Annotated in this window: 19 protein-coding genes; 13 read left to right on the top strand and 6 right to left on the bottom strand. The window is 62.5% G+C overall.

What is annotated here, in order from left to right; all coding sequences use genetic code 11:
- The first annotated feature begins 96 nt into the window (after positions 1-96).
- The 3 genes from IM737_RS02350 to IM737_RS02360 are packed head-to-tail and all read left to right on the top strand — an operon-like array spanning position 97 to position 1,740.
- Positions 97-330 carry a GlsB/YeaQ/YmgE family stress response membrane protein gene (locus tag IM737_RS02350; RefSeq protein WP_442874186.1) on the top strand — a complete coding sequence of 78 codons (234 nt, stop codon included), beginning with the start codon at positions 97-99 and terminating at the stop codon, positions 328-330.
- A gap of 13 nt (positions 331-343) precedes the next feature.
- Positions 344-1,297: a lipoyl synthase gene (gene lipA / locus IM737_RS02355; protein ID WP_236898019.1), complete on the top strand. Its 954-nt coding sequence runs from the start codon at positions 344-346 to the stop codon at positions 1,295-1,297.
- Positions 1,297-1,740, top strand: a complete 444-nt coding sequence (locus IM737_RS02360; protein WP_236898021.1) for a type II toxin-antitoxin system RatA family toxin — start codon at positions 1,297-1,299, stop codon at positions 1,738-1,740. Before lipA ends, IM737_RS02360 begins: the two co-directional genes overlap by 1 nt.
- A gap of 142 nt (positions 1,741-1,882) precedes the next feature.
- Here the strand turns inward: IM737_RS02360 and IM737_RS02365 are convergent, their stop codons facing one another.
- Together IM737_RS02365 and IM737_RS02370 are read right to left on the bottom strand one after the other, a co-directional pair.
- On the bottom strand, positions 1,883-2,389 hold the full coding sequence (locus IM737_RS02365; RefSeq protein ID WP_236898023.1) for a CinA family protein: 507 nt from the start codon (positions 2,387-2,389) through the stop codon (positions 1,883-1,885).
- Positions 2,389-3,582, bottom strand: coding sequence for a bifunctional 2-C-methyl-D-erythritol 4-phosphate cytidylyltransferase/2-C-methyl-D-erythritol 2,4-cyclodiphosphate synthase (locus IM737_RS02370; RefSeq protein WP_236898025.1), 1,194 nt, complete (start codon positions 3,580-3,582; stop codon positions 2,389-2,391). The genes IM737_RS02365 and IM737_RS02370 overlap by 1 nt, the downstream gene beginning before the upstream one ends.
- A gap of 247 nt (positions 3,583-3,829) precedes the next feature.
- Between IM737_RS02370 and dusB the strand changes: the two genes are divergently transcribed.
- From dusB to IM737_RS02390, 4 genes are read left to right on the top strand one after another with little or no spacing between them, the layout of a single operon-like run.
- Entirely contained in the window at positions 3,830-4,762 is a 933-nt protein-coding gene (dusB, locus tag IM737_RS02375) for a tRNA dihydrouridine synthase DusB (protein ID WP_236899840.1), read from the top strand.
- Between the two features lie 5 nt (positions 4,763-4,767).
- Complete coding sequence (locus tag IM737_RS02380) at positions 4,768-5,895, top strand: two-component system sensor histidine kinase NtrB (protein ID WP_236899841.1); 1,128 nt, start codon at positions 4,768-4,770, stop codon at positions 5,893-5,895.
- Entirely contained in the window at positions 5,892-7,340 is a 1,449-nt protein-coding gene (ntrC, locus tag IM737_RS02385) for a nitrogen regulation protein NR(I) (RefSeq protein WP_236898026.1), read from the top strand. The genes IM737_RS02380 and ntrC overlap by 4 nt, the downstream gene beginning before the upstream one ends.
- Positions 7,333-8,244, top strand: a complete 912-nt coding sequence (locus IM737_RS02390; protein ID WP_236898027.1) for a PfkB family carbohydrate kinase — start codon at positions 7,333-7,335, stop codon at positions 8,242-8,244. Before ntrC ends, IM737_RS02390 begins: the two co-directional genes overlap by 8 nt.
- Here the strand turns inward: IM737_RS02390 and IM737_RS02395 are convergent.
- A complete protein-coding gene (locus tag IM737_RS02395; RefSeq protein ID WP_236898028.1) occupies positions 8,241-9,140 on the bottom strand; it encodes a DMT family transporter in 900 nt (299 codons plus the stop codon). The genes IM737_RS02390 and IM737_RS02395 overlap by 4 nt on opposite strands.
- 260 nt (positions 9,141-9,400) lie before the next feature.
- Between IM737_RS02395 and IM737_RS02400 the strand changes: the two genes are divergently transcribed.
- From IM737_RS02400 to hflX, 4 genes are all read left to right on the top strand, one after another.
- Positions 9,401-11,734 (top strand): sensor histidine kinase NtrY-like, encoded by a 2,334-nt coding sequence (locus tag IM737_RS02400; protein WP_236898029.1) that lies wholly within the window; start codon positions 9,401-9,403, stop codon positions 11,732-11,734.
- On the top strand, positions 11,734-13,116 hold the full coding sequence (gene ntrX, locus IM737_RS02405; protein WP_236898030.1) for a nitrogen assimilation response regulator NtrX: 1,383 nt from the start codon (positions 11,734-11,736) through the stop codon (positions 13,114-13,116). The genes IM737_RS02400 and ntrX overlap by 1 nt, the downstream gene beginning before the upstream one ends.
- 182 nt (positions 13,117-13,298) lie before the next feature.
- Positions 13,299-13,550, top strand: coding sequence for an RNA chaperone Hfq (gene hfq / locus IM737_RS02410; RefSeq protein WP_236898031.1), 252 nt, complete (start codon positions 13,299-13,301; stop codon positions 13,548-13,550).
- A 9-nt stretch (positions 13,551-13,559) separates the two neighbouring features.
- Positions 13,560-14,933 (top strand): GTPase HflX, encoded by a 1,374-nt coding sequence (gene hflX, locus IM737_RS02415; protein WP_236898032.1) that lies wholly within the window; start codon positions 13,560-13,562, stop codon positions 14,931-14,933.
- 9 nt (positions 14,934-14,942) lie between these two features.
- Here the strand turns inward: hflX and mazG are convergent, their stop codons facing one another.
- From mazG to IM737_RS02435, 3 genes are all read right to left on the bottom strand, one after another.
- Positions 14,943-16,151: a nucleoside triphosphate pyrophosphohydrolase gene (gene mazG, locus IM737_RS21000; protein ID WP_336886228.1), complete on the bottom strand. Its 1,209-nt coding sequence runs from the start codon at positions 16,149-16,151 to the stop codon at positions 14,943-14,945.
- A gap of 41 nt (positions 16,152-16,192) precedes the next feature.
- On the bottom strand, positions 16,193-17,425 hold the full coding sequence (gene pepT / locus IM737_RS02430; protein WP_236898034.1) for a peptidase T: 1,233 nt from the start codon (positions 17,423-17,425) through the stop codon (positions 16,193-16,195).
- A 176-nt stretch (positions 17,426-17,601) separates the two neighbouring features.
- A complete protein-coding gene (locus IM737_RS02435) occupies positions 17,602-18,522 on the bottom strand; it encodes an MYG1 family protein (protein ID WP_236898036.1) in 921 nt (306 codons plus the stop codon).
- A 169-nt stretch (positions 18,523-18,691) separates the two neighbouring features.
- Here IM737_RS02435 and fgd point away from each other — a divergent pair, with 169 nt between their 5' ends.
- Both fgd and cofE read left to right on the top strand, forming a co-directional pair.
- A complete protein-coding gene (gene fgd / locus IM737_RS02440) occupies positions 18,692-19,687 on the top strand; it encodes a glucose-6-phosphate dehydrogenase (coenzyme-F420) (RefSeq protein WP_236898038.1) in 996 nt (331 codons plus the stop codon).
- A 29-nt stretch (positions 19,688-19,716) separates the two neighbouring features.
- Entirely contained in the window at positions 19,717-20,553 is an 837-nt protein-coding gene (gene cofE / locus IM737_RS02445) for a coenzyme F420-0:L-glutamate ligase (RefSeq protein WP_236898040.1), read from the top strand.
- Positions 20,554-20,555 lie beyond the last annotated feature (2 nt).

Genomic DNA, 20,555 nt, shown 5'->3' on the forward strand with positions numbered 1-20,555 from the left:
ATCTCGCGCGAGAGCTTCAGGGGACGAAACATGGCACTACCAGAACGGCAAACCACGGGCGGCGGCTTCACCATGGGTGGGAACAACAACAGGGCGATGATCTTTTTCGTCGCCATAGGCCTGCTGGCGGGGTGGCTTGCCAGCTGGATCGTCGGAGGCGGCGGCCTGATCACCTACCTCATCAGCGGTGTGATCGGTTCGTTCGTCGGAGGGTATCTGTTCACGGCGCTGCGGGTCGATCTCGGTATCCGCAACGATCTGGCCCGCCAGATCGTGACCTCGACGGTCGGCGCCATTATCGTCGTGATTATCGCACGGCTGATTGCATAAGGACTCCACTTCCGTGGTCACTCTGATCGACAATTCGGCGCTCAAGCCTCGCCATCCCGAAAAGGCCAACCGGCCCGACAGCGTGGTGCTGCGCAAGCCCGACTGGATCCGCGTCAAGGCGCCGGGCTCCCCGATCTACAAGGAAACCCAGCAAATCGTGCGCGAGCACGGGCTGGTGACGGTCTGCGAAGAGGCCGGCTGTCCCAATATCGGGGAATGCTGGTCCAAGAAGCACGCCACCATGATGATCATGGGTGAAATCTGCACCCGCGCCTGCGCCTTCTGCAACGTCCGCACCGGCATGCCCGGGCCACTGGATGCCAGCGAGCCCGAAAAGGTCGCCAGCGCCGTGCAGAAGCTCGGCCTGGAGCATGTGGTGATCACCTCGGTCGACCGCGACGACCTCGCCGACGGCGGCGCCCGGCATTTTGCCGACGTGATCCTGGCCATCCGCGCGAAGAATCCGCGCACAACCATCGAAATCCTGACGCCGGACTTCCTGCGCAAGGACGGGGCACTGGAGATCGTCGTGGCCGCCAAGCCCGACGTGTTCAACCACAACCTCGAGACCGTGCCATCCAAGTATCTCAAGGTCCGTCCGGGCGCCCGCTACTTCCACTCGATCCGCTTGCTGCAGAAGGTCAAGGAACTCGATCCGACCATGTTCACCAAGTCCGGCATCATGGTCGGCCTGGGCGAAGAGCGGAACGAAGTCCTCCAACTGATGGATGACTTGCGTTCGGCCGATGTCGATTTCCTCACCATCGGTCAGTACCTGCAGCCGACCAAGAAGCACTATCCGCTACAGCGCTTCGTGACACCGGACGAGTTCAAGTCCTACGCCACCGTCGCCACCGCTAAGGGCTTCTCACTGGTCTCGTCCAGCCCCCTGACCCGTTCGTCGCATCACGCCGGCGAGGATTTTGCCGCACTCAAGGCCGCCCGCATGGCCAAGCTGGGTCATTGATGAAACGCTTCTTCGAGCGGCACGTGCCGCACCTGCCGCAGCGCATGTTCGAGATCGTCGCCGACCTCGCCGACTACCCGCGCTTCATTCCCAATGTGAAGGGCATGGAGGTCCGGCCGGACCCGGCTGCCCACGGGGCCGACATCCGCCTCGCCAAGATGACGCTGTTCTTCGGCCCCATCACCCAAGCCTATACTAGCCGCGTGGTAGCCGATCCGCAGGCGCTGACCATCAAGGCCAAGGCGGTCGACGGCCCTTTCGCCTATCTCGACAGCGTCTGGAGCTTCGAGCCCGAAGGCATGGGCACCCGCGTCCGCTTCGAGGTCGACTTCAAGATTTCCAATCCGCTGATCGCAGCCGTGGCGGAGCCCGCTTTTGCCGCCAAGCAGGACGAGATCATGCAAGCATTTGCCGATGAGGCCGATCAGCGGTTCGGGGACTAGATCCGGGGCCACGCCCTCGTGGTTCGAGGCTCGCGACGGCTCGCACCTCACCATGAGGGCTACTGCTACTCCGAGCTAACAAAGGCCCTCATGGTGAGGTGCGCTTCTTCAGCGCCTCGAACCACGAGGGCACGATCGTCGCCTAGTCCTCGTCGCTGGTCAGCACCTGCACCACCAGCTCCAGCGCGGCCCTGACGCTGGCCTTGCGGATTTCCTCGCGGCCGATATCGCCGAAATTGTGCTCGATGACGACAGTGGCCAGTTCCGACGACACAGCGACATAGACCAGCCCGATCGGCTTTTTCTCACTGCCGCCGTCCGGACCGGCAATACCCGTCACGGCCACGGCATAGTCGACATGGGCAGTGTTGCGGGCCCCATCGGCCATAGCACGGGCGACTTGATTGCTCACAGCGCCATAATCGCGGATCAGCCGGGCCTGCACATGGATCATGCGCGACTTGGCGGTATTGGCATAGGTGACGTAGCCGCCATAGAACGCGGCCGAGGAGCCGGGAATGTCGGTTAGCGCCGTGGCAATCATACCGCCGGTGCAGCTTTCGGCAGTAACGATGGTTTCCTTGGTCCCCTTGAGGAGGTCGATGATCTGCTTTGCCGGATCGACGGCTTTCTCTGGTGCCTTGGCCATCAGTCGACCCTCGGCAGTTCAACACTTGCGCTTGCCATCGCCACGATACCTTCCTCCCGCCCGGTAAACCCGAGCTGCTCGCTTGTCGTTGCCTTGATCGCGATCCTTGTCGTCGCGATCTCAAGTGTTTCGGCAATGACCTCCCTCATCGCCGGCACGTGTTGAGCGATCCTCGGCGCTTCGCAGACGATTGTCACGTCAAGATTGACAATCCGCCCGCCGGCTTGCGCGACAAGACCTCCAGCATGCTTGAGAAACACCGTTGAGGCGGCACCTTTCCACTGCATGTCCGAGGGTGGAAAATGCACCCCGATATCGCCCTCGCCGATGGCGCCAAGAATGGCGTCGGTCAGCGCATGCAAAGCCACGTCTGCATCCGAATGCCCCTTAAGCTTGGCCTTGTGCGGAATGCGGACCCCGCCCAGCCAGACGGCATCGCCGGGCTCGAACGGATGGACGTCAAAGCCCGTGCCAACGCGGGTTTCCATGGGCAAATCTCCGGACAGGATGCGCTCGGCGCGAGCAAAATCTTCGGGGTGGGTAATCTTGATATTGTCGCGGTCTCCCGTCACCAAGGCGACGCGCAATCCTGCCCATTCGGCGATTTCGGCATCGTCGGTGAACTGCCGGTTGCGGATCGTTGAGGCCCGCATATGCGCCGAGAATATCTGGCCAAAGCGAAAGCCCTGCGGGGTCTGTGCTGCCAGCAGCTGCTTGCGATCTTCGGTCGTCGCTACCTGCTGCCCGTCGAGGCTGCGCTTGATCGTGTCCGTGACGGGCAATGCGGGCAGGGCGCCGTCGAATTCACCAAGCGCGGCAATGACATCGCCGATAACCTGCGGTGATGCGAATGGCCGCGCCGCATCCTGGATCAGCACGAAGTCGGGGCGAATAGGCGCCAGTGCCTTCAAACCCTCCAGCACCGACCCCTGCCGCGTCTCCGCGCCGATGACCGGCGGCATCATGCGCTCGTCGACGAGGCCAAGTTCTTCATATCGCGCCACGTGATCGGGATGGATGACCGCAACAACCCGAGAAATCTGCGGCAAAGCGAGGAATGCCTGGACGGTTTGCGCCAGAACGGGCTTGCCGCCAATCCTGCGATACTGCTTGGGATCAAGGGCGGCGCCAACGCTGGCCCGCTCGCCCTTGCCTGCGGCGACGATAATGACGGCTATAGATTTCTGACGCATGGAAGGCGGGAACTCGAGACTTGAAAACGTCATGTTTTCTTGGTCTAGCGCCGGTACCGGCATGCGGCAAGTGCAGGGCTGCCGCACCGTCGCTCTCGCCATTTAAGGTGTTGCGCTGGCAGTTGTTTTGACTATTGTGCAGGCAATCTTTTCGAAATGACCATTTCTGGGGCAGTTTGTGTCTGAAGGTGCCTTTAAGTTGAGCATCGGGAACCACGTGGTTCGCAACAATGCTTTCCTGGCGCCGATGGCCGGAATTACCGATGCCCCATTCCGCAAGGTCGCCGAGCGCTTTGGCGCGGGCATGGTGGTGTCGGAGATGATCGCCAGCAATGCTCTGGTGGTCGGCAATCAGGAAATGGCCCGTCGCCTGCGCAAGCCTAACACCTTGCCGCATATGGTGCAGTTGGCCGGCTGCGAGGCGGAATGGATGACGCGCGGCGCCAAGGTGGCGCATGACGCTGGCGCCGATATCATCGACATCAATTTCGGCTGCCCGTCCAAGCGTGTCACCAATGGCTTTGCGGGATCAGCGCTGATGCGCGTGCCGGACCATGCCATGACGCTGATCGATGCCGTGGTTTCAGCCACGCCGCTGCCGGTAACGGTCAAGATGCGGCTCGGGTGGGACGACGACAGCCTCAATGCCGCCGAGATGGCGCGCCGTGCTGTCGATGCCGGCGTTAAGATGATCACCGTGCATGGCAGGACCCGTCAGCAATTCTACAAGGGCACCGCCCGCTGGGAGCTGGTTCGCGCCGTGGTCGAGGCCGTGGATGTGCCGGTGGTGGTCAACGGCGATATCATCGACCTGGCAGCGGCTCGCGAGGCGTTGAAGCTGTCGGGCGCAGCCGCCGTAATGCTAGGCCGTGGCGCACAGGGCAAGCCTTGGGCCATTGGGCAGATCGGGGCAGGGCTGGCGTGCCAGGACGGGCCGGATGCGCCTGAGAGCGACGAACTGATCGCCATCATCTCCGAGCAATACGAGGACATGTTGAGCGAATACGGCATGGCCGTTGGCCTGCGCGCGGCCCGCAAGCACCTCGACTGGTATGCGGAGGCTGCCGGCATTGCGCTCGACAAGCCGACACGCACCGCTTTCCTCAATAGCGAGGCGCCGGCCGAGGTTCTCGGCATGATCCGCACCATCTTTTCCGGCGACTGGAAGGCAGCAGCATGAATTCGATGCAGAAGGCCGCTGCGGCCGACGCAATCCCTTCGATGTCGGTGCTGCAGGCCCTGCCGCAGCCCATCATCGTCTGTGGGGAAGATCACCAGATCGTCTTCGTGAACTACGCCGCCGAGGCCTTTTTTGGTGCATCGCTGAGCGTTCTGGCCCGGCAGAGGCTGGACGACCTGATTGCTTTTGGCTCACCGATCATCTCGCTGGTCGAGACGGTGGCGCTGCGCCGTGCGCCGATGACCGAATACCGTGTCCGCGTCGGCTCCTCCCGCTTTGGCGATGAACGTATCGCCGACGTCTTCGCCAGTCCGTTGTCCGACAGCGATGGCCGCGTGGCCCTGCTGATTCAGGAACGCACTATGGCCGACAAGATCGACCGGCAAATGGTGTCGCGGGGTGCGGCGCGCTCGGTGACGGGCCTCGCCTCGATGCTGGCGCATGAGATCAAAAACCCGCTTTCCGGCATCCGTGGCGCCGCACAACTGCTGGAACAGACCGTCAGCAGCGACGAAATCCCGCTGGCGCGGCTGATCCGAGAAGAGACCGATCGCATCGTCCATCTGATCGATCGGGTGGAGGTCTTTGGCGACGAGCGCCCGATGGAGCGCGAGCCGATCAATATCCACGTCGTGCTCGACCGGGTGAAACTGCTCGCCCGCAATGGTGTGGCGCGCGGCGTCGCCTTCTCTGAGGAGTATGACCCCTCGCTGCCGCCCGTTTATGGCAACCGCGACCAACTGATCCAGGTCTTCCTGAATTTGGTGAAGAACGCCTCTGAAGCCCTTGAACGGACACAGAAACCGGAGATCAAATTCTCCACCGCCTTCCGTCCGGGCATCCGCATCAGCGTGACCGGTGTTTCCGAGCGCATTTCGCTGCCGCTGGAAATCGTCATCGAGGATAACGGCCCAGGCGTCCCTCCTGACATCCTGCCCTTCCTGTTCGATCCTTTCGTCACCACCAAGCAGAACGGCTCCGGTCTCGGGCTGGCGCTGGTAGCCAAGATCGTCGGCGACCACGGTGGCGTCATCGACTGCGATAGCCGGCCGGGCCGCACAAAATTCCGAATTCTCCTTCCCGTTGCGAGCGGGGCTTTCCAGACACCTGTTGAAGAGGAAATGGCACCATGAGCCATGTCGTCCTGCTCGCCGACGATGACGCCGCCATCCGCATGGTGCTCAACCAGGCCCTGACCCGCGCCGGCTACGAAGTCCGCCCTACCGGCAATATCTCGACCATGTGGAACTGGGTCAGCCGCGGCGAGGGCGACATCCTGATCACCGACGTCGCCATGCCCGATGGCAATGCATTCGAGGTGATGCCCAAGATCAAGAAGCTGCGCCCCGATCTGCCAATGATCGTCATGAGCGCGCAGAACACCTTCATGACGGCCATCCGGGCGTCGGAAGTGGGCGCCTACGAATACCTGCCCAAGCCCTTCGATATCACCGAGGTTCTGTCGGTGGTGGCGCGGGCTTTGGCCGACGCCAAGAAGCCGACCACGGCCGAGCGCAAGGCCGAAGAGCCGGGCGAGACCATGCCGCTGGTGGGTCGTTCCACTGCCATGCAGGACATCTACCGTGCCCTGGCGCGGCTGATGCAGACCGACCTCACGGTGATGATCACCGGCGAGAGCGGCACCGGCAAGGAGCTGGTGGCCCGGGCGTTGCATGACTTCGGCAAGCGCCGCAATGGCCCCTTCGTCGCCATCAACATGGCCGCCATCCCGCGCGACCTGATCGAGGCCGAACTGTTCGGCCACGAAAAGGGGGCTTTCACCGGCGCCAATACCCGCTCCTCCGGCCGCTTCGAGCAGGCCGAGGGCGGCACGCTGTTCCTCGACGAAATCGGCGACATGCCGATGGACGCCCAGACCCGCCTGCTGCGTGTGTTGCAAGAGGGCGAATACACGATGGTTGGCGGACGATCCTCGATCAAGACCAACGTCCGCATCGTCGCGGCGACGCACCGCGATCTGAGCCAGATGATCCGCCAGGGCCTGTTCCGCGAGGATCTCTACTACCGCCTTAACGTCGTGCCGATACGCCTGCCGCCCTTGCGCGAGCGCGTCGACGACGTGGGCGATCTGGCGCTGCACTTCCTGCGCGTGGCGCAGCGCGAGGGCGAACCGGTCAAATCCATCTCGCCTGAAGCCATCAAGCTGATGCAGAACTATTCCTGGCCCGGCAACGTGCGCGAGCTGGAAAACCTGGTTCGGCGGCTCTCGGCGCTCTATGCCGACGAAAGTATCTCGGCCGAGATTGTGCAGAACGAACTCAACATCGCCGATCGTCCGTCTGCACCCGGCGTCGCGGGGCCGATGGATGTCTCGATGGCAGTGGAAACCCATGTCGGGCAGTTGCTGCGCGAATATGAGCCCAACCTGCCGCCGGCTGGCCTCTATCAGCGAGTCATCGATCGGGTAGAAGCGCCGCTAATCGCCATGGCGCTCAATGCGTGCGGCGGCAACCAGATCAAGGCGGCAGACCTGCTAGGCCTCAACCGCAATACGCTGCGCAAGAAGATCCGCACGCACAGCATCGAGATCGTCAAGCACAGCCGACGGAATGGGTGAGGGCCACAAGCCCATTCTCTGTGTCGGCGCGTTGACGCTCGACACAATCTTCCAGATGGCCGAGCTGCCAGCTGGCCCGGGCAAGTTCCTGCCGCTGATGGCGGTCGAGAATGCGGCCGGAATGGCCTCAAGCGCTGCAACCGCCATCGCCCGATTGGGCGGTCGGGCGGCGCTCTGGGCGTCCGTGGGTTCGGACGACAATGGTCGCCGTCTCATCGACGAGATCGTCGCCGAGGGCGTTGATTGCACGGCCGTTCGGATCGTCGAGGGCGCCAGGTCGGCCTTTGCCACCATATTGGTGGACGGCCAGGGGGAGCGGATCATCGTCCCGCGCTACGACCCCACTCTGCTCGCGCCGCCAGCGACCATGCCCGACGTCACAGCGCACTGCCACGCCGCTGTCATGACCGACGTGCGCTGGCCGCACGCTGCCGCCAAAGCACTGCAGGCCGCACGTGACGCTGGCATACCGGGCATTCTGGATGCCGATGTCGCGCCGCTGGATACGCTCAATCTCTTGTTGCCGCTGGCCAGCCATATCGTTGCGTCCGAGCCGGCTGCCGCCCGTATCACCGGGCTGGCGAATGCTGCTGACGCCGTCGTCGACCTCGCGCACCGCCACGGCGCCTTCATCGCGGTGACAGCAGGCCCCGATGGCGTCCATTGGTTTGACAGGGATTCTGGAGTCGCCATGCATGTTGCGGCGCCTCCCGTTGCGGTCGTTGACACGCTGGCGGCGGGCGATGTCTTTCACGGCGCCTTCGCGCTCGGCCTGGTTGAAGGCATGCCGATGTGGACCATCATGCGGTTCGCGGCCACCGCCGCGGCCCTCAAGTGCGAAACATTTGGTGGTCGACTGGGCGTACCTCGCCGGGCCGCCGTGCTGGCACGGATGGCCGATTAGGGCGCGTCGGTGATTTCCCGACGGTTGCGCCGTTCGCTGAGCGCGAGCGTCAGGCCAGCCGCGACGACGAGGAAGGCCCCGACATACACGGTGCTATCAGGCAGTTCTGCCCAGAACAGATAGCCGAAGATAAAGCTCCAGATCAGCGCACCATATTCTACCGTGCCCAGCACACTGGCCGGCACCCGCCGCGCCGCTTCGACGAGCGTGAACTGACCCAATCCGCCCACCAGACCCGCGGCGATACAGAGCGCGATTTCCCGCAGCCCCATACCCTGCCAGAACGGCAGCGAAACCGCGCCCATGATGACAAGCTGGATCGAACTTTGCGCGAAGACCTGGACCAGCGTGCGCTCGCTCCTGGAAATCGTCCGCATCAGGATCATCGCCACAGCCCAGCAGAGCGCCGCCAAGAGCACCAAAACCACCGGCCAACCGACGCTGAAGCCCGACGGATTTGCCGCAACCACAACACCGAAGAACCCGATGGAGGCAGCGCCGACACGAGCCAGCGTCAACTGCTCCTTGAGGAAGACTACCGCCAGGATGGTCGTCAGCACCGGCGCGAAATAGTAGAGCGTTGTCATCTCGGCCAGCTGGAGCTCGCGGCCGGCACTGTAATACATCACCCATGCCGCCATGGTCATAAGGCCGCGTCCCAAGATCAGCAGACGGTTCCGCGACCTCAGGAGCTCAGGAACGATGCCCGTCCCGCCAATGGCCAGGCACAGGGCAACGATGACGGCGCTGCGCACGAACAGGATTTGCGGCGCGGGCAGGGCCGTGATCACCCCCTTGATCATCGCGTCGTGCAGCGCAAACAGCGAATAGGCGCCGATGCCGAGGGCCATCCCCTTGAGGCTGGCGGCTTCGACGGTGGTTTCGGGGGCGGACACGGATGGACTCGAAGGAAGGAGCGGGGCACGGCCTGTGTGCGCCGGGTGCCGCGGGTTGTCCAGTGGAAGAAGATCGCGTTTGCGGCGCATCTGGGCCCTGCGCGCGTAGCGCTTCGGGCCTCAGTCGCGGAAAACGCTCCACCGGAGCATTTTCTCATCGCGACTGAGTGTCACATTTTGGCAACAATTGTCTTGAAGGGTCGGCGTTTATGGGTCAGACTCCGCCCTTCGTGGCGGAGATGGAGTGCCATCAGGCATTTATGAGTGAAGCGGCAACACTAGACGAGGGGGCACGGACGCCCAAAGGCGATGCGGGAAAGCCTGCTCGCTCGCCGTTTTTCAACGTCCGCAGCAATAATCCTCTGCGTGTGCTCGGCTTCGTCGTCGTGTTCGCCTCGGTGCTGATGTCGTCCATCTCATTCCTGATTCTGTCGGGAACGACCAATATCGAGCCATCGACCACGGTCTGGACGGTCATCTGGATCGTCACTGGCCTGCTGGTCCTGCTGATGATCGCTTTGGTGCTGACCGAAGCGACGCTGCTGATCCAGGCGCGGGTGCAGAAACAGGCCGGTGCCGGCATGCAGATCCGCATGGTGACCATGTTCGCGCTGGTCGCAGCGATCCCGGCAGCAATCGTGGCTGTCGTCGCCACCATCGCGCTCAATCAGGGGCTCGACCAGTGGTTCTCCGAGCGCACGCGCGCCATGGTAGAGAGCTCCCGCCTGGTGGCGCGCTCATACATGCTCGAACACGCCCAGGTGCTGCGCGACGATATCATCTGGACAGCGACCGAGCTGGAACAGGCGCATGGCACCTTCGAAGAAGACCGCGACCGCTTCCAGCGTATCCTGACCGCTCTGGCCGTAACCCGCTCATTGCCCTTCACGTCGCTCGTCAACGCCCAGGGCGAAACGCTGATGCGCGCCCAGATTGCGGTGCAGGGGGCGTATCCCAAGCTGCCCGAGGGGATCACCGAAGGACTGGTCGAAGGCATTCCTGCGGCCATTGCGCCAGGCCGGGTGAACCTCATCGGCTCAGTCATCAAGCTGCGCGGCTACGAGGACACGTACCTTTTCGTGGCGCGGCCGATGGAGGCCGAAGTCCTCGAATATATGCGACTGACCGACGAGAACATCACCGAATACCGCGAATATGCCTCCAATCGGCTGGTGTTCCAGATCACCTTCACCATCATGTATGTCGGCCTGGCCGTGGTGCTGCTGCTGGCCGCACTGTGGATTGGCATTGCCTTGGCCAACCGCTTCGTCGACCCCATCCGTAACCTGATGATTGCCTCCAATCGCGTCAGCGGCGGCGACCTTGACGTTCAGGTGCCGGTGCAGGAGGGCAGGGGCGACCTGCGTGACCTGAGCAACGGCTTCAACACCATGACGCAGCAGCTCAAGACCCAGCGCGAGGCGCTGCTGACCGCCAACGAGATGAACGAAAAGCGTCGTCAGTTCACCGAAGCTGTGGTGGAAGGCGTGTCTGCCGGCATTATCGGCCTCGATCCCTTTGGAACGGTGACGCTGGTCAATGCGCGCGCATGCGAGATGCTCAGTCGCAACGAAATCGCCCTGATGGGGGAGCGCATCGAAGCAGTCATGCCGCAGCTGACGCCGATTCTCGAGCGGGCCCGTTCGGCCCGCCGTGGCCAGGTGCGCGACCAGATCCACCTCGGCAACGAAACAGACCGTCGCATCTACCAGGTGCAGTTGACGCGCGAAGGCTCGATCACCGAGTCAAAGGGCTATGTGCTGACCTTCGACGACATTACCGACCTCGAATCGGCGCAGCGCACCAGCGCATGGGCCGACGTGGCGCGCCGCATCGCCCATGAGATCAAGAACCCGCTGACCCCCATTCAGCTGTCGGCGGAACGCCTGCGCCGTCGCTACGGCGAAAAGCTCGAAGGCGACCGCGACGTTTTCGACAAGTGCATCAACACCATCGTCCGCCAGGTCGGCGATATCGGCCGCATGGTCGACGAATTCTCGGCCTTTGCCCGCATGCCCGAAGCAGCGCCCGAGATGGCCGACCTGTCCGATACGGTGCGCCAGGCCGTATTCCTTGAAAGCGTGCGTCTGCCCGAGATCACCATCCATACCGAGCTGCCGGAAGACGCTATCCTGGCCTGGTTCGACAACCGCCTGATCTCCCAGTCGCTGACCAACCTGATCAAGAATGCCGTCGAGGCCTTCGAGTCGGTCGAACGAACCGAAGGCTGGCATCCGACCATCACGGTGCAGGGGCAGATTGAAGGCAACCACGCACGCATCGCGGTCTCCGACAACGGCAAGGGCTGGCCGAGTGAAAATCGCCAGCGGCTGCTTGAGCCCTATATGACCACACGCGAGAAGGGCACGGGCCTGGGCCTCGCCATCGTGGCCAAGATCATCGAACAACATGGCGGCATCGTCGAATTGATCGACGCAGAACCCGATCCAACTGGCCGGGTCGGTGCCTGCGTGACATTCACGCTGCCGTTGCAGTCCCCCATCAAGACGTCAGAGGCAGAAGAGCCGGCCGCCGCGGCCGATATATCTGTCCAACAGGAGGAACCGCTCGTACCAGCGGTGGTTCACAAGTAATGGCACTCGACATTCTCATCATCGACGACGAAGACGACATTCGCGACCTGATCGCCGGTATCCTGGAAGACGAGGGGTTTGAGGCCCGTCAGGCCCACGACGCCGATAGCGGACTCAACGAGATCGCGCGCCGCCGGCCAAGTCTGGTGTTTCTGGACATCTGGATGCAGGGCTCCCGCCTCGACGGCCTGCAACTGCTCGACGTGTTCCAGAGCCAGCACCCGGATATGCCCGTGGTGATGATTTCTGGTCATGGCAATGTGGAAACCGCCGTCTCGGCCATCCGCCGGGGCGCCTACGACTACATCGAGAAGCCGTTCAAGATCGACCGCCTGCTGCACATCACCCAGCGGGCGATGGAGGCGACTCGTCTGCGCAACGAGGTGGCGGAGCTCAAGGAGCGCTCGGCGACCAAAAGCGCCGACATGGTCGGCACCTCGCCCGCCCTGCAGCAGATACGCGGCACCATCGAGAAATCTGCACCCACCAATTCGCGCATCTTCATCTCTGGTCCGTCAGGCGCAGGCAAGGGCCTCGTCGCCCGCCTGATCCATCAGCGCAGCCCGCGGGCGGACTCGCCCTTCGTCGAGATCAACGCCTCGCTCTACGCGCCCGAAGAGGTCCCGGTGGTGCTGTTCGGCCGCGAGGCTCGCGAAAAGACAGGCATCCTAAAGGTCGAAGTCGGCGCCTTGGAAAAGGCTCATGGCGGCACGCTCTACCTGTCGGAGGTCACGACCCTGCCGCAAGCCACGCAGGCGGCGCTGCTCCGCACGCTGGTGGAAAACCGCTTCAACCGAGTCGGCGGCACCCAGGCCGTGCCCATTGATGTCCGCATCATCTCGGCCAGCTCGCAGAATGTCGCCGCGCAGATCGAGGCCGGCGAGTTTCGGTCCGACCTGTTCCATCGGCTGTCCATCGTGCCACTGCCGCTGACCCCGCTCAAGGAGCGCCGCGAGGACGTTCCGCCGCTGGTCAATGTCTTCATCGAACAGGTCTGCCGCATGCACAATCTGCAGCGCCTGACGGTCGGCGAAGATGCCATGGCCGTCCTGCAGGCACAGGAATGGCCCGGCAATGCGCGGCAGTTGCGCAACTCCATCGAGCGCCTGCTGATCCTGATGAAGGACCAGCAGCCCGAGGATGGTGTGATCTCCGCCGCCATGCTGCCATCCGATATCGGCGAAGTTCTGCCGACCGTTGGCGATACCGACGCCTCGGCTCACCTGATGAGCCTGCCGCTGCGCGATGCGCGTGAAGTGTTCGAGCGCCAGTATCTGCTGGCGCAGATCGAGCGGTTCGGCGGCAACATTTCCAAGACGGCCGAGTTCGTTGGCATGGAGCGCAGTGCATTGCATCGTAAGATCAAGTCTCTTGGGCTTTGAAAATGCTCTGAAAATTTACGAGGTGCCATGCAGTTGGCGCGGGTAGGCACCCCCTTCGATCTGTGCCATAGTGCTTAATGTGTGATGAATGACACTGGCGGGGACTGGGCGGCAGTCCTGCTGAATGGCAGCAAACGCAACGACAAAACAGCGACAAGCAATGCCGCGAAGAAGAGGCCTAAATGGCGAACGAAAAGCAACAAAACCTTCAGGACTCCTTTCTCAATCACGTTCGCAAGCAGAAGGTGCCAGTCACAATCTTTCTCGTGAATGGTGTGAAACTGCAGGGCGTGATCACCTGGTTCGACAATTTCTGTCTGCTGTTGCGTCGCGATGCACAGTCACAGCTGGTGTATAAACACGCCATCTCGACCATCATGCCTGGCGCACCAATCCAGCTGTTCGATCCTGAGCATAGCAACGACAGCGACTAACGAGACCATATGAGCGATTTCGACGACGACGAGGCCGTCCACAAGGGCGGCCCGCAGGCATTTGTGGATCACCAGCAGCATCAGACCCGCGTGGGTCTGGTCGTGCCCGACGTGCGCGGGCTGATGTCCCAGCACTCGATCGAGTCCCGCAAGTCCGAATTCGAAGGATTGGCCGGGGCGATCCACCTCGACATCGCCTTCTCCGAAGTCATCAAGGTCCGCGAAGTCAAGCCGGCCACCTTCATCGGCGGCGGCCATACCGAAACGCTGGCCAAGCGGGTGAAGGCTGAGGATATCGACCTGCTGGTCATCGATGCATCCCTGACAGCGATTCAGCAGCGCAATATCGAAAAGGAAACCGGCGCAAAGGTGCTCGATCGCACCGGGCTGATCCTTGAGATCTTTGGCGAGCGCGCCGCAACCCGCGAAGGCGTGTTGCAGGTCGAGCTGGCCCATCTCAACTACCAGAAAGGCCGGCTGGTCCGCTCCTGGACCCACCTGGAGCGCCAGCGCGGCAGCGGTGGCTATGGCTTTATGGGCGGCCCCGGCGAAACCCAGATCGAAAGCGACCGTCGCCAGATCACCGACCGCATCGTCTTGCTCGAAGACCGGCTGGATAAGGTCAAGAAGACCCGCGCCCAGCAGCGCAGCCAGCGCAGCGGCACGCCGGTCGTGGCACTTGTCGGCTATACCAATGCCGGCAAGTCGAGCCTGTTCAATGCGTTGACCGGCTCGGAGGTCTTCGCCAAGGACCTGCTATTTGCCACGCTCGACACCACCGTGCGAAAGATGGAACTGCCGCATGGCCGCGAGATCATGCTGAGCGACACCGTCGGTTTCGTCGCTGACCTCCCGACTGACCTGGTCGCCGCCTTCCGTGCCACTCTTGAAGAGGTGCTGGACGCCGACGTGATCCTGCACGCACGCGACATCGCCAACCCAGACCATCTGGCACAGGCGCTCGATGTGATGAAGGTGCTGGGCGATCTCGGTGTTTCGGCTGAAAAGACACCGATCATCGAGGTCTGGAACAAGGTCGACCTGCTCGCGCCAGAAGGTCTGCCGATCGCGGACTTGCTCGCCGTCATCAGTCCGACCGGCAAGGTCGCCGGTATAGTACCGGTTTCGGCGGTGACGGGGCAGGGGCTCGACGACCTCAAGCTGGCCATCGAGAAGGCACTCGGCGAGAAGAGCCGCACCTACCACGTGCATGTACCGCACACGGCCGGCGCCGATATCGGCTGGCTGCATTCACATTCGGAAATCATCTCGCGGGATGAACCCAATGAGCAGGGCTCGGGTTTCGTGGTGCGGATCGATCCGCGGCACAAGGCAGCCTTCCTCGAACGCTTCAACGGCCGGATCGAATTGTCGGAAGCTTGAGCGCTTCCATCAAGGACGCGATTTCTCGAGCCGAATTTCAGTACCGTCGACATCCGTTTCATTGCCCCAACCAAGGTGGCGATAGAAACCTGCCGCACGTGTTGTCTTGCCTGTCTTGAGCCATGCGACCTGATGGCGGGCAAACAGTGCATCCTCAGCCGCTTGGACGAGCTTCCTGCCGAGTCCCTTTCCCTCGTAGGAGGGCAATACGAACGCGGCAAAAAGCGATGCTTCGTCGACGTCAATCATCGAAAAGCCAACGACTTTCTCGGCATCCACCGCCACCCAGGCACACGGAGCGCTCAAGATCATCTCGGTAATCGACGCTTTCGTTATGCCAAACCCGGCAAGTTGAGTGACTGTCAGAACATTTTCAGTGACCGAGGTTCTGACATGAAAGATGCTGCCAACATCGTTTGGCTCTGCCGACCGAATTGAGACCGTACCAGGTTGCTTATCCGCGGCCCGGATTTCGTTCCAATACCCATCCAGCCGCTCCAAACCGGCATCCTTGGGCTCGATCCCATCCTCTCGGCAGCGCTCTTCGACATAGTGGAACCGGCGGGTGAACTTGAAATTGGCGTCCCGAAGCGCACCTTCGGCATCGACACCGGCCTTGCGGGCGAGATTGGCGATGGCGAAGAGTAGATCCCCGATTTCCTCATGTGTAGCCGCCTGATTGCCGCTCGCCTGGGCCTCGGCGACTTCGGCCAGTTCCTCCTCGACCTTGGCTTTCACCGCGGCAAAGTCCGGCCAGTCGAACCCGACCTTGGCGGCGCGTTTGGTGAGCTTTTCAGCGCGGGCGAGGGCAGGGAGAACATTGGGGACGTCGTCAAGGATCGACGGCGTCGTCTCGCCCTTGCGGGCGGCCTTGGCGGCACGCTCTTCGACCTTGATGGCCTCCCAGCGGCCCTTGGCCATTTCCGCGTCGCGCGCGGCCTGCTCGCCGAACACATGCGGATGCCGGCGGATGAGCTTTTCGGTGATGCCGTAGATCACGTCGCCGATATCGAAATGCCCGGCCTCCTGGGCCATCTGCGCGTGGTAGATCGGCTGCAACAGCAGATCGCCCAACTCCTCGCGCAGGTCGCCCATGTCGCCACGCTCGATCGCGTCGGACACCTCATAGGCTTCCTCGATCGTGTAGTGGCGAATGGAAGAGAAGTCCTGCTCCAGATCCCACGGACAGCCGCCGACCGGATTGCGCAGGGCGGCCATGATTTCGATCAGCCGGGAAATATCGCGAGAGGGTTGCATGGCTACGCTCGCTCTTCCCAGACGCGCGCAAGCTCGACCAGCGTCTTGACCGCCTTTTCCATGTCTTGGCGGCTGATCCATTCCAGCGGCGAGTGGAAGGCGTGGCCACCGGCGAAGATATTGGGGCAGGGCAGTCCCATGAACGACAGGCGCGAACCGTCGGTGCCACCACGAATGCTGCCGCGCTTCGGCTCCATGCCCGCCCGACGGATCGCTTCCTCGGCGTTGGCCACGATCTCCGGGTGCTTGTCGAGCACCTGCTTCATATTGCGATACTGTTCCTTGACCGTGAACTGATAGGACGAGCGCGGAAACTCCTGCATCACCTCGCGCACGATGGCTTCGAGCAAGGCTTCCTTCTCGACGAGCCCGGCAGTGTCGAAATCGCGAATGATGAAGCTCAGACTGGCCTTCTCCATCGACCCACTGACACCCACCGGATGGATGAATCCCTGACGCCCCGACGTCGTCTCGGGCCCCATGTCACTGGGCAGGCGGCTCAGTATCGTCCCGGCGATCTTGGCTGCGTTCTCCATGCGGCCCAGGGCAAAGCCCGGATGCATCGCAACGCCGGTTAGGCTGATCTCGACGCCGTCTGCCGAGAATGTTTCGTCCTCAACATCGCCCGCAGTTTCACCATCCACGGTATATCCGAACTGTGCGCCGAGCTTGCTCAGGTCCACCTTGTCGACGCCGCGCCCGATTTCTTCGTCTGGCGTGAACAGCAGCTTGATCGTGCCGTGCCGGATGTCCGGATTGTCGATCAAATATTTGGCAGCACTCACGATTTCAGCCAACCCGGCCTTGTCGTCTGCGCCGAGCAGGGTGGTCCCATCAGTCGTGACGATCTCATTGCCAAACTGGTTCGCGAGCTCGACATGGTCGCTGACCCGGATTACCCGCGTCGTATCGCCAACCAGCGTGATGTCGCCACCGGCATAATTCCGCACGATCTGTGGCTTGACGTTCAGCCCGGAAGAATCCGGCGCCGTATCCATATGCGAGCAGAAGCAGATGACCGGCACCGCTTTGTCCGAATTGGACGGCACGGTGCCATAGACGTAGCCATGCTCGTCCAGATGCGCATCGGCAACGCCGATCTCCAAAAGCTCCGACACCAGCAAGCGACCAAGGTTCTTCTGCTTTTCCGTCGACGGCTGGCTTGCCGACTCTGGATCGGACTGGGTGTCAATGACGACATAGCGAAGGAAGCGGTCAAGGACAGTATCGGTCAAGGCAAGGCTCCGCGAATTGGTGCCGGAACTCTATCGCAATCGGCTGGCGCCGATAGAGAGGAGGCGGCGTTTTTCCCGCGCCGTAGCCGATCCACACAGCATTCCACCATTCGCATAATATATATTATGGAACTATTTTGGATACAGAATCCCAAGGAATGCCTGGGTTTTCGCATTTATCGGCCGGCTGTCGCCTCGGCCACTGCGATATCGGCCATCGCGATCGCCGCTTCGCGCGTCTTGGCGGCGGCAACGAACCGGCCGTTGTGGCAGAAGCTGGCACCAGCCACGCCGCTGACCTTTTCGAGTTCGGGACCCGTCAGGCCGGCCCAGCTTGCCGGCAGATCGGCGCGCACATCGAAGCCGTCATCCGATGTGCGGATCGTGGTCAGGCACCAATCCTTGTCCCGCGGATGCACGACGAACAGCAGATGATCGGCACCGGCCTTCTGGATGGCCGGACGGAACGGCATGCCCATCGGCAGTTCCAGCACGCGACCCTGCCCGGTTACTTCAATAGCCCGCCGCACGACCGACTCGGCGCGAAGCTTGGCAGCCCGACGACCGACGCCGGCCTCGACGAAACTGCGTGCTACCGCCAGCGCGGCCTGAAATGCGCGGTCGTCCGCGTCCGGAGCGACGTCATCAAAGTCAGGCTTCAGCGTTTCGAGCAGCGACGACAATGACAGCCCAGCCAATGGACCGGACGGGCTGAGTGCACCATTGTCCACGAGGTCGATGGGCAGCACGAAGTTGCTGTCGAACGATGCATGCACGTCCTCGATATGAGGCGTCGGAACACCAGCTACCGCCAGATAGTCGCGACCATAGTGCTTCCAGATCAAGCCAAACGAGCTGTAAGGCTGCCCATCTTCACGCAGCGGCGCGCCACGCTGATGATGGTCGAAGATTCGCGCTTCGGCGTCATAGGCGCCACCGACATCGTAGATGATGCGGTCCGCGGCGGGCATAATCCACTCCGGCGCCCGGCTGCGCACGATCTTCGCCTGCGGGAACAGCCGCGTCAGGACAACGCTCGACAGCAGTTCGTCGGCATGGAAGCCACCGGAATGGGTGACGAGAAACTGTGGATTCATGCCGCAATACGCCCTATCTATCCCGCTTGACCGCCGACGCGGTGGCTCCAGATAGCCGCAGACGGCAGCCACCTCAACCCGGCATGCGCATCATGCACGAATCCGATGGACAATTTTGACCATTTGGTCAAAAGTACGTCAATGCCACTGAGCATTTGGGAGAATGGCCGTGCGCTTCGGATACAAGGCTTCGGCCGAACAGTTCGCCCCCACCAAACTGCTCAATTTCGCCGTCGAGGCCGAGCAAGCCGGCTTCGATTCGGTGTTTGTCAGCGATCATTTCCAGCCGTGGAAGCATACAGACGGCCACGCGCCGTTTGCGCCTGCATGGATGGCTGCCGTACTTGCCAAGACGGAACGCGTTGTTCTCGGCACGTCCGTGCTGACGCCAACCTTTCGCCTGCATCCATCCGTCGTCGCCCATGCTTTCGGCACGCTTGGCGCCATGTTTCCCGGCCGTGTGATCCTGGGCGTCGGTACCGGCGAATCGCTCAACGAGGTTCCATCCACCGGTATGGTCTGGCCCGAGCTCAAGGAGCGTTCCGCCCGTCTGCGTGAGGCCGTGACGCTGATCCGCAAGCTATGGAGCGAAGAGCGCGTCACTTTCGACGGCGAGTTCTACAAGACGCAGAACGCGACCATCTACGACAAGCCCGACGAGATGGTCCCGATCTATCTGGCTGCCGGCGGACCGCTCAACGCCAAATATGCCGGCCGCGCCGGCGATGGCTTCATTTGCACGTCGGGTAAAGGCGCCGAGCTCTATGTCGACCAGCTGCTGCCCAATGTGGATATCGGTCGCGCCGAGTCCGACCGGTCCGACAAGCCGTTCGAGCGCATGATCGAGGTCAAGGTATCCTTCGACACCGACCCCGAAGCCGCACTCAACAATACGCGCGGCTGGGCCGCTCTGTCGCTTTCGGCCGAAGAAAAGCACTCGGTGGAAGACCCTGAGGAAATGGAGCGGCTGGCCGCGCAATTGCCGATCGAGCGCATTGCCAAGCGCTGGATCGTCTCAAGCGACCCCGACGAGCATGTGGCCGCGATCAAAACCTATATCGACTACGGTTTCGACCACCTGGTGTTCCACGCGCCAGGTGACGACCAGAGCCGGTTTCTGCAGCTCTACGCTCGGGACATCCTGCCCCGGCTGCGAGCACTGTAGACGGCCCCTGCCCCACGCGGAAATTCATCATGTCGATACCGAGATACACCGTCTGGGGCGTAACAGGGCTGCCGGAGATCGATGCGGGTGATGATCTCATCGGCCTGATTGCCGATGCTGTTGCCGCCCAGGCCACTGACGATCCCGAGTTGGCCCTGCGTGACGGCGATATTCTGGTCGTTACCAGCAAGATCGTGTCCAAGGCCGAAGGTCGGCAGGTGCCCGCCGCCGATCGGGAAAAGGCCATTGCCGCCGATACCGTGCGCGTCGTCGCCGAACGCGTGCATCCGGGCGGCGTGACCCAGATCGTCGAGACGCGCCAGGGGCTGATCATGGCGGCCGCTGGCATCGACACATCCAACGTGCCCGACGGCATCGCGCTGCGGTTGCCGGAGGATCCGGATGCCTCCGCGCGTGCCCTCTGTACTGGCCTGCGCGAACGGCTGGGCGTGCAGCTTGGCATCGTCGTCACCGATACGCTGGGCCGGCCATGGCGAGTCGGACAGACCGACGTCGCCATCGGCGCCGCCGGCATCATCGTCACCGACGACCTGCGTGGTGGTGTCGATGCCAATGGCCGCCCGCTGCAGGTAACGATAACCGTGCTGGCAGACGAACTGGCCGGTGCCGCCGACCTGGTCAAGGGCAAGGCTTCCGGCATCCCGGTGGCCGTCGTCCGTGGCCTGGAGCGACTGGTGACAACAGTCGACGCCCCGGGTGCCCGCACGTTGGTGCGCTCGGTGGATGACGACATGTTCCGCTTTGGCTCAGCCGAAGCCTACCGCCTCGGCTATGATGCCGCGCTTGCCGAATTGCGCGACGGCGACCAGACCCCACCAAAACGCGTCACCCAACAGCAGGATTGATC

The organism is Devosia sp. SL43 (assembly GCF_021729885.1).
In the GTDB taxonomy this organism is placed as follows: Bacteria; Pseudomonadota; Alphaproteobacteria; order Rhizobiales; family Devosiaceae; genus Devosia.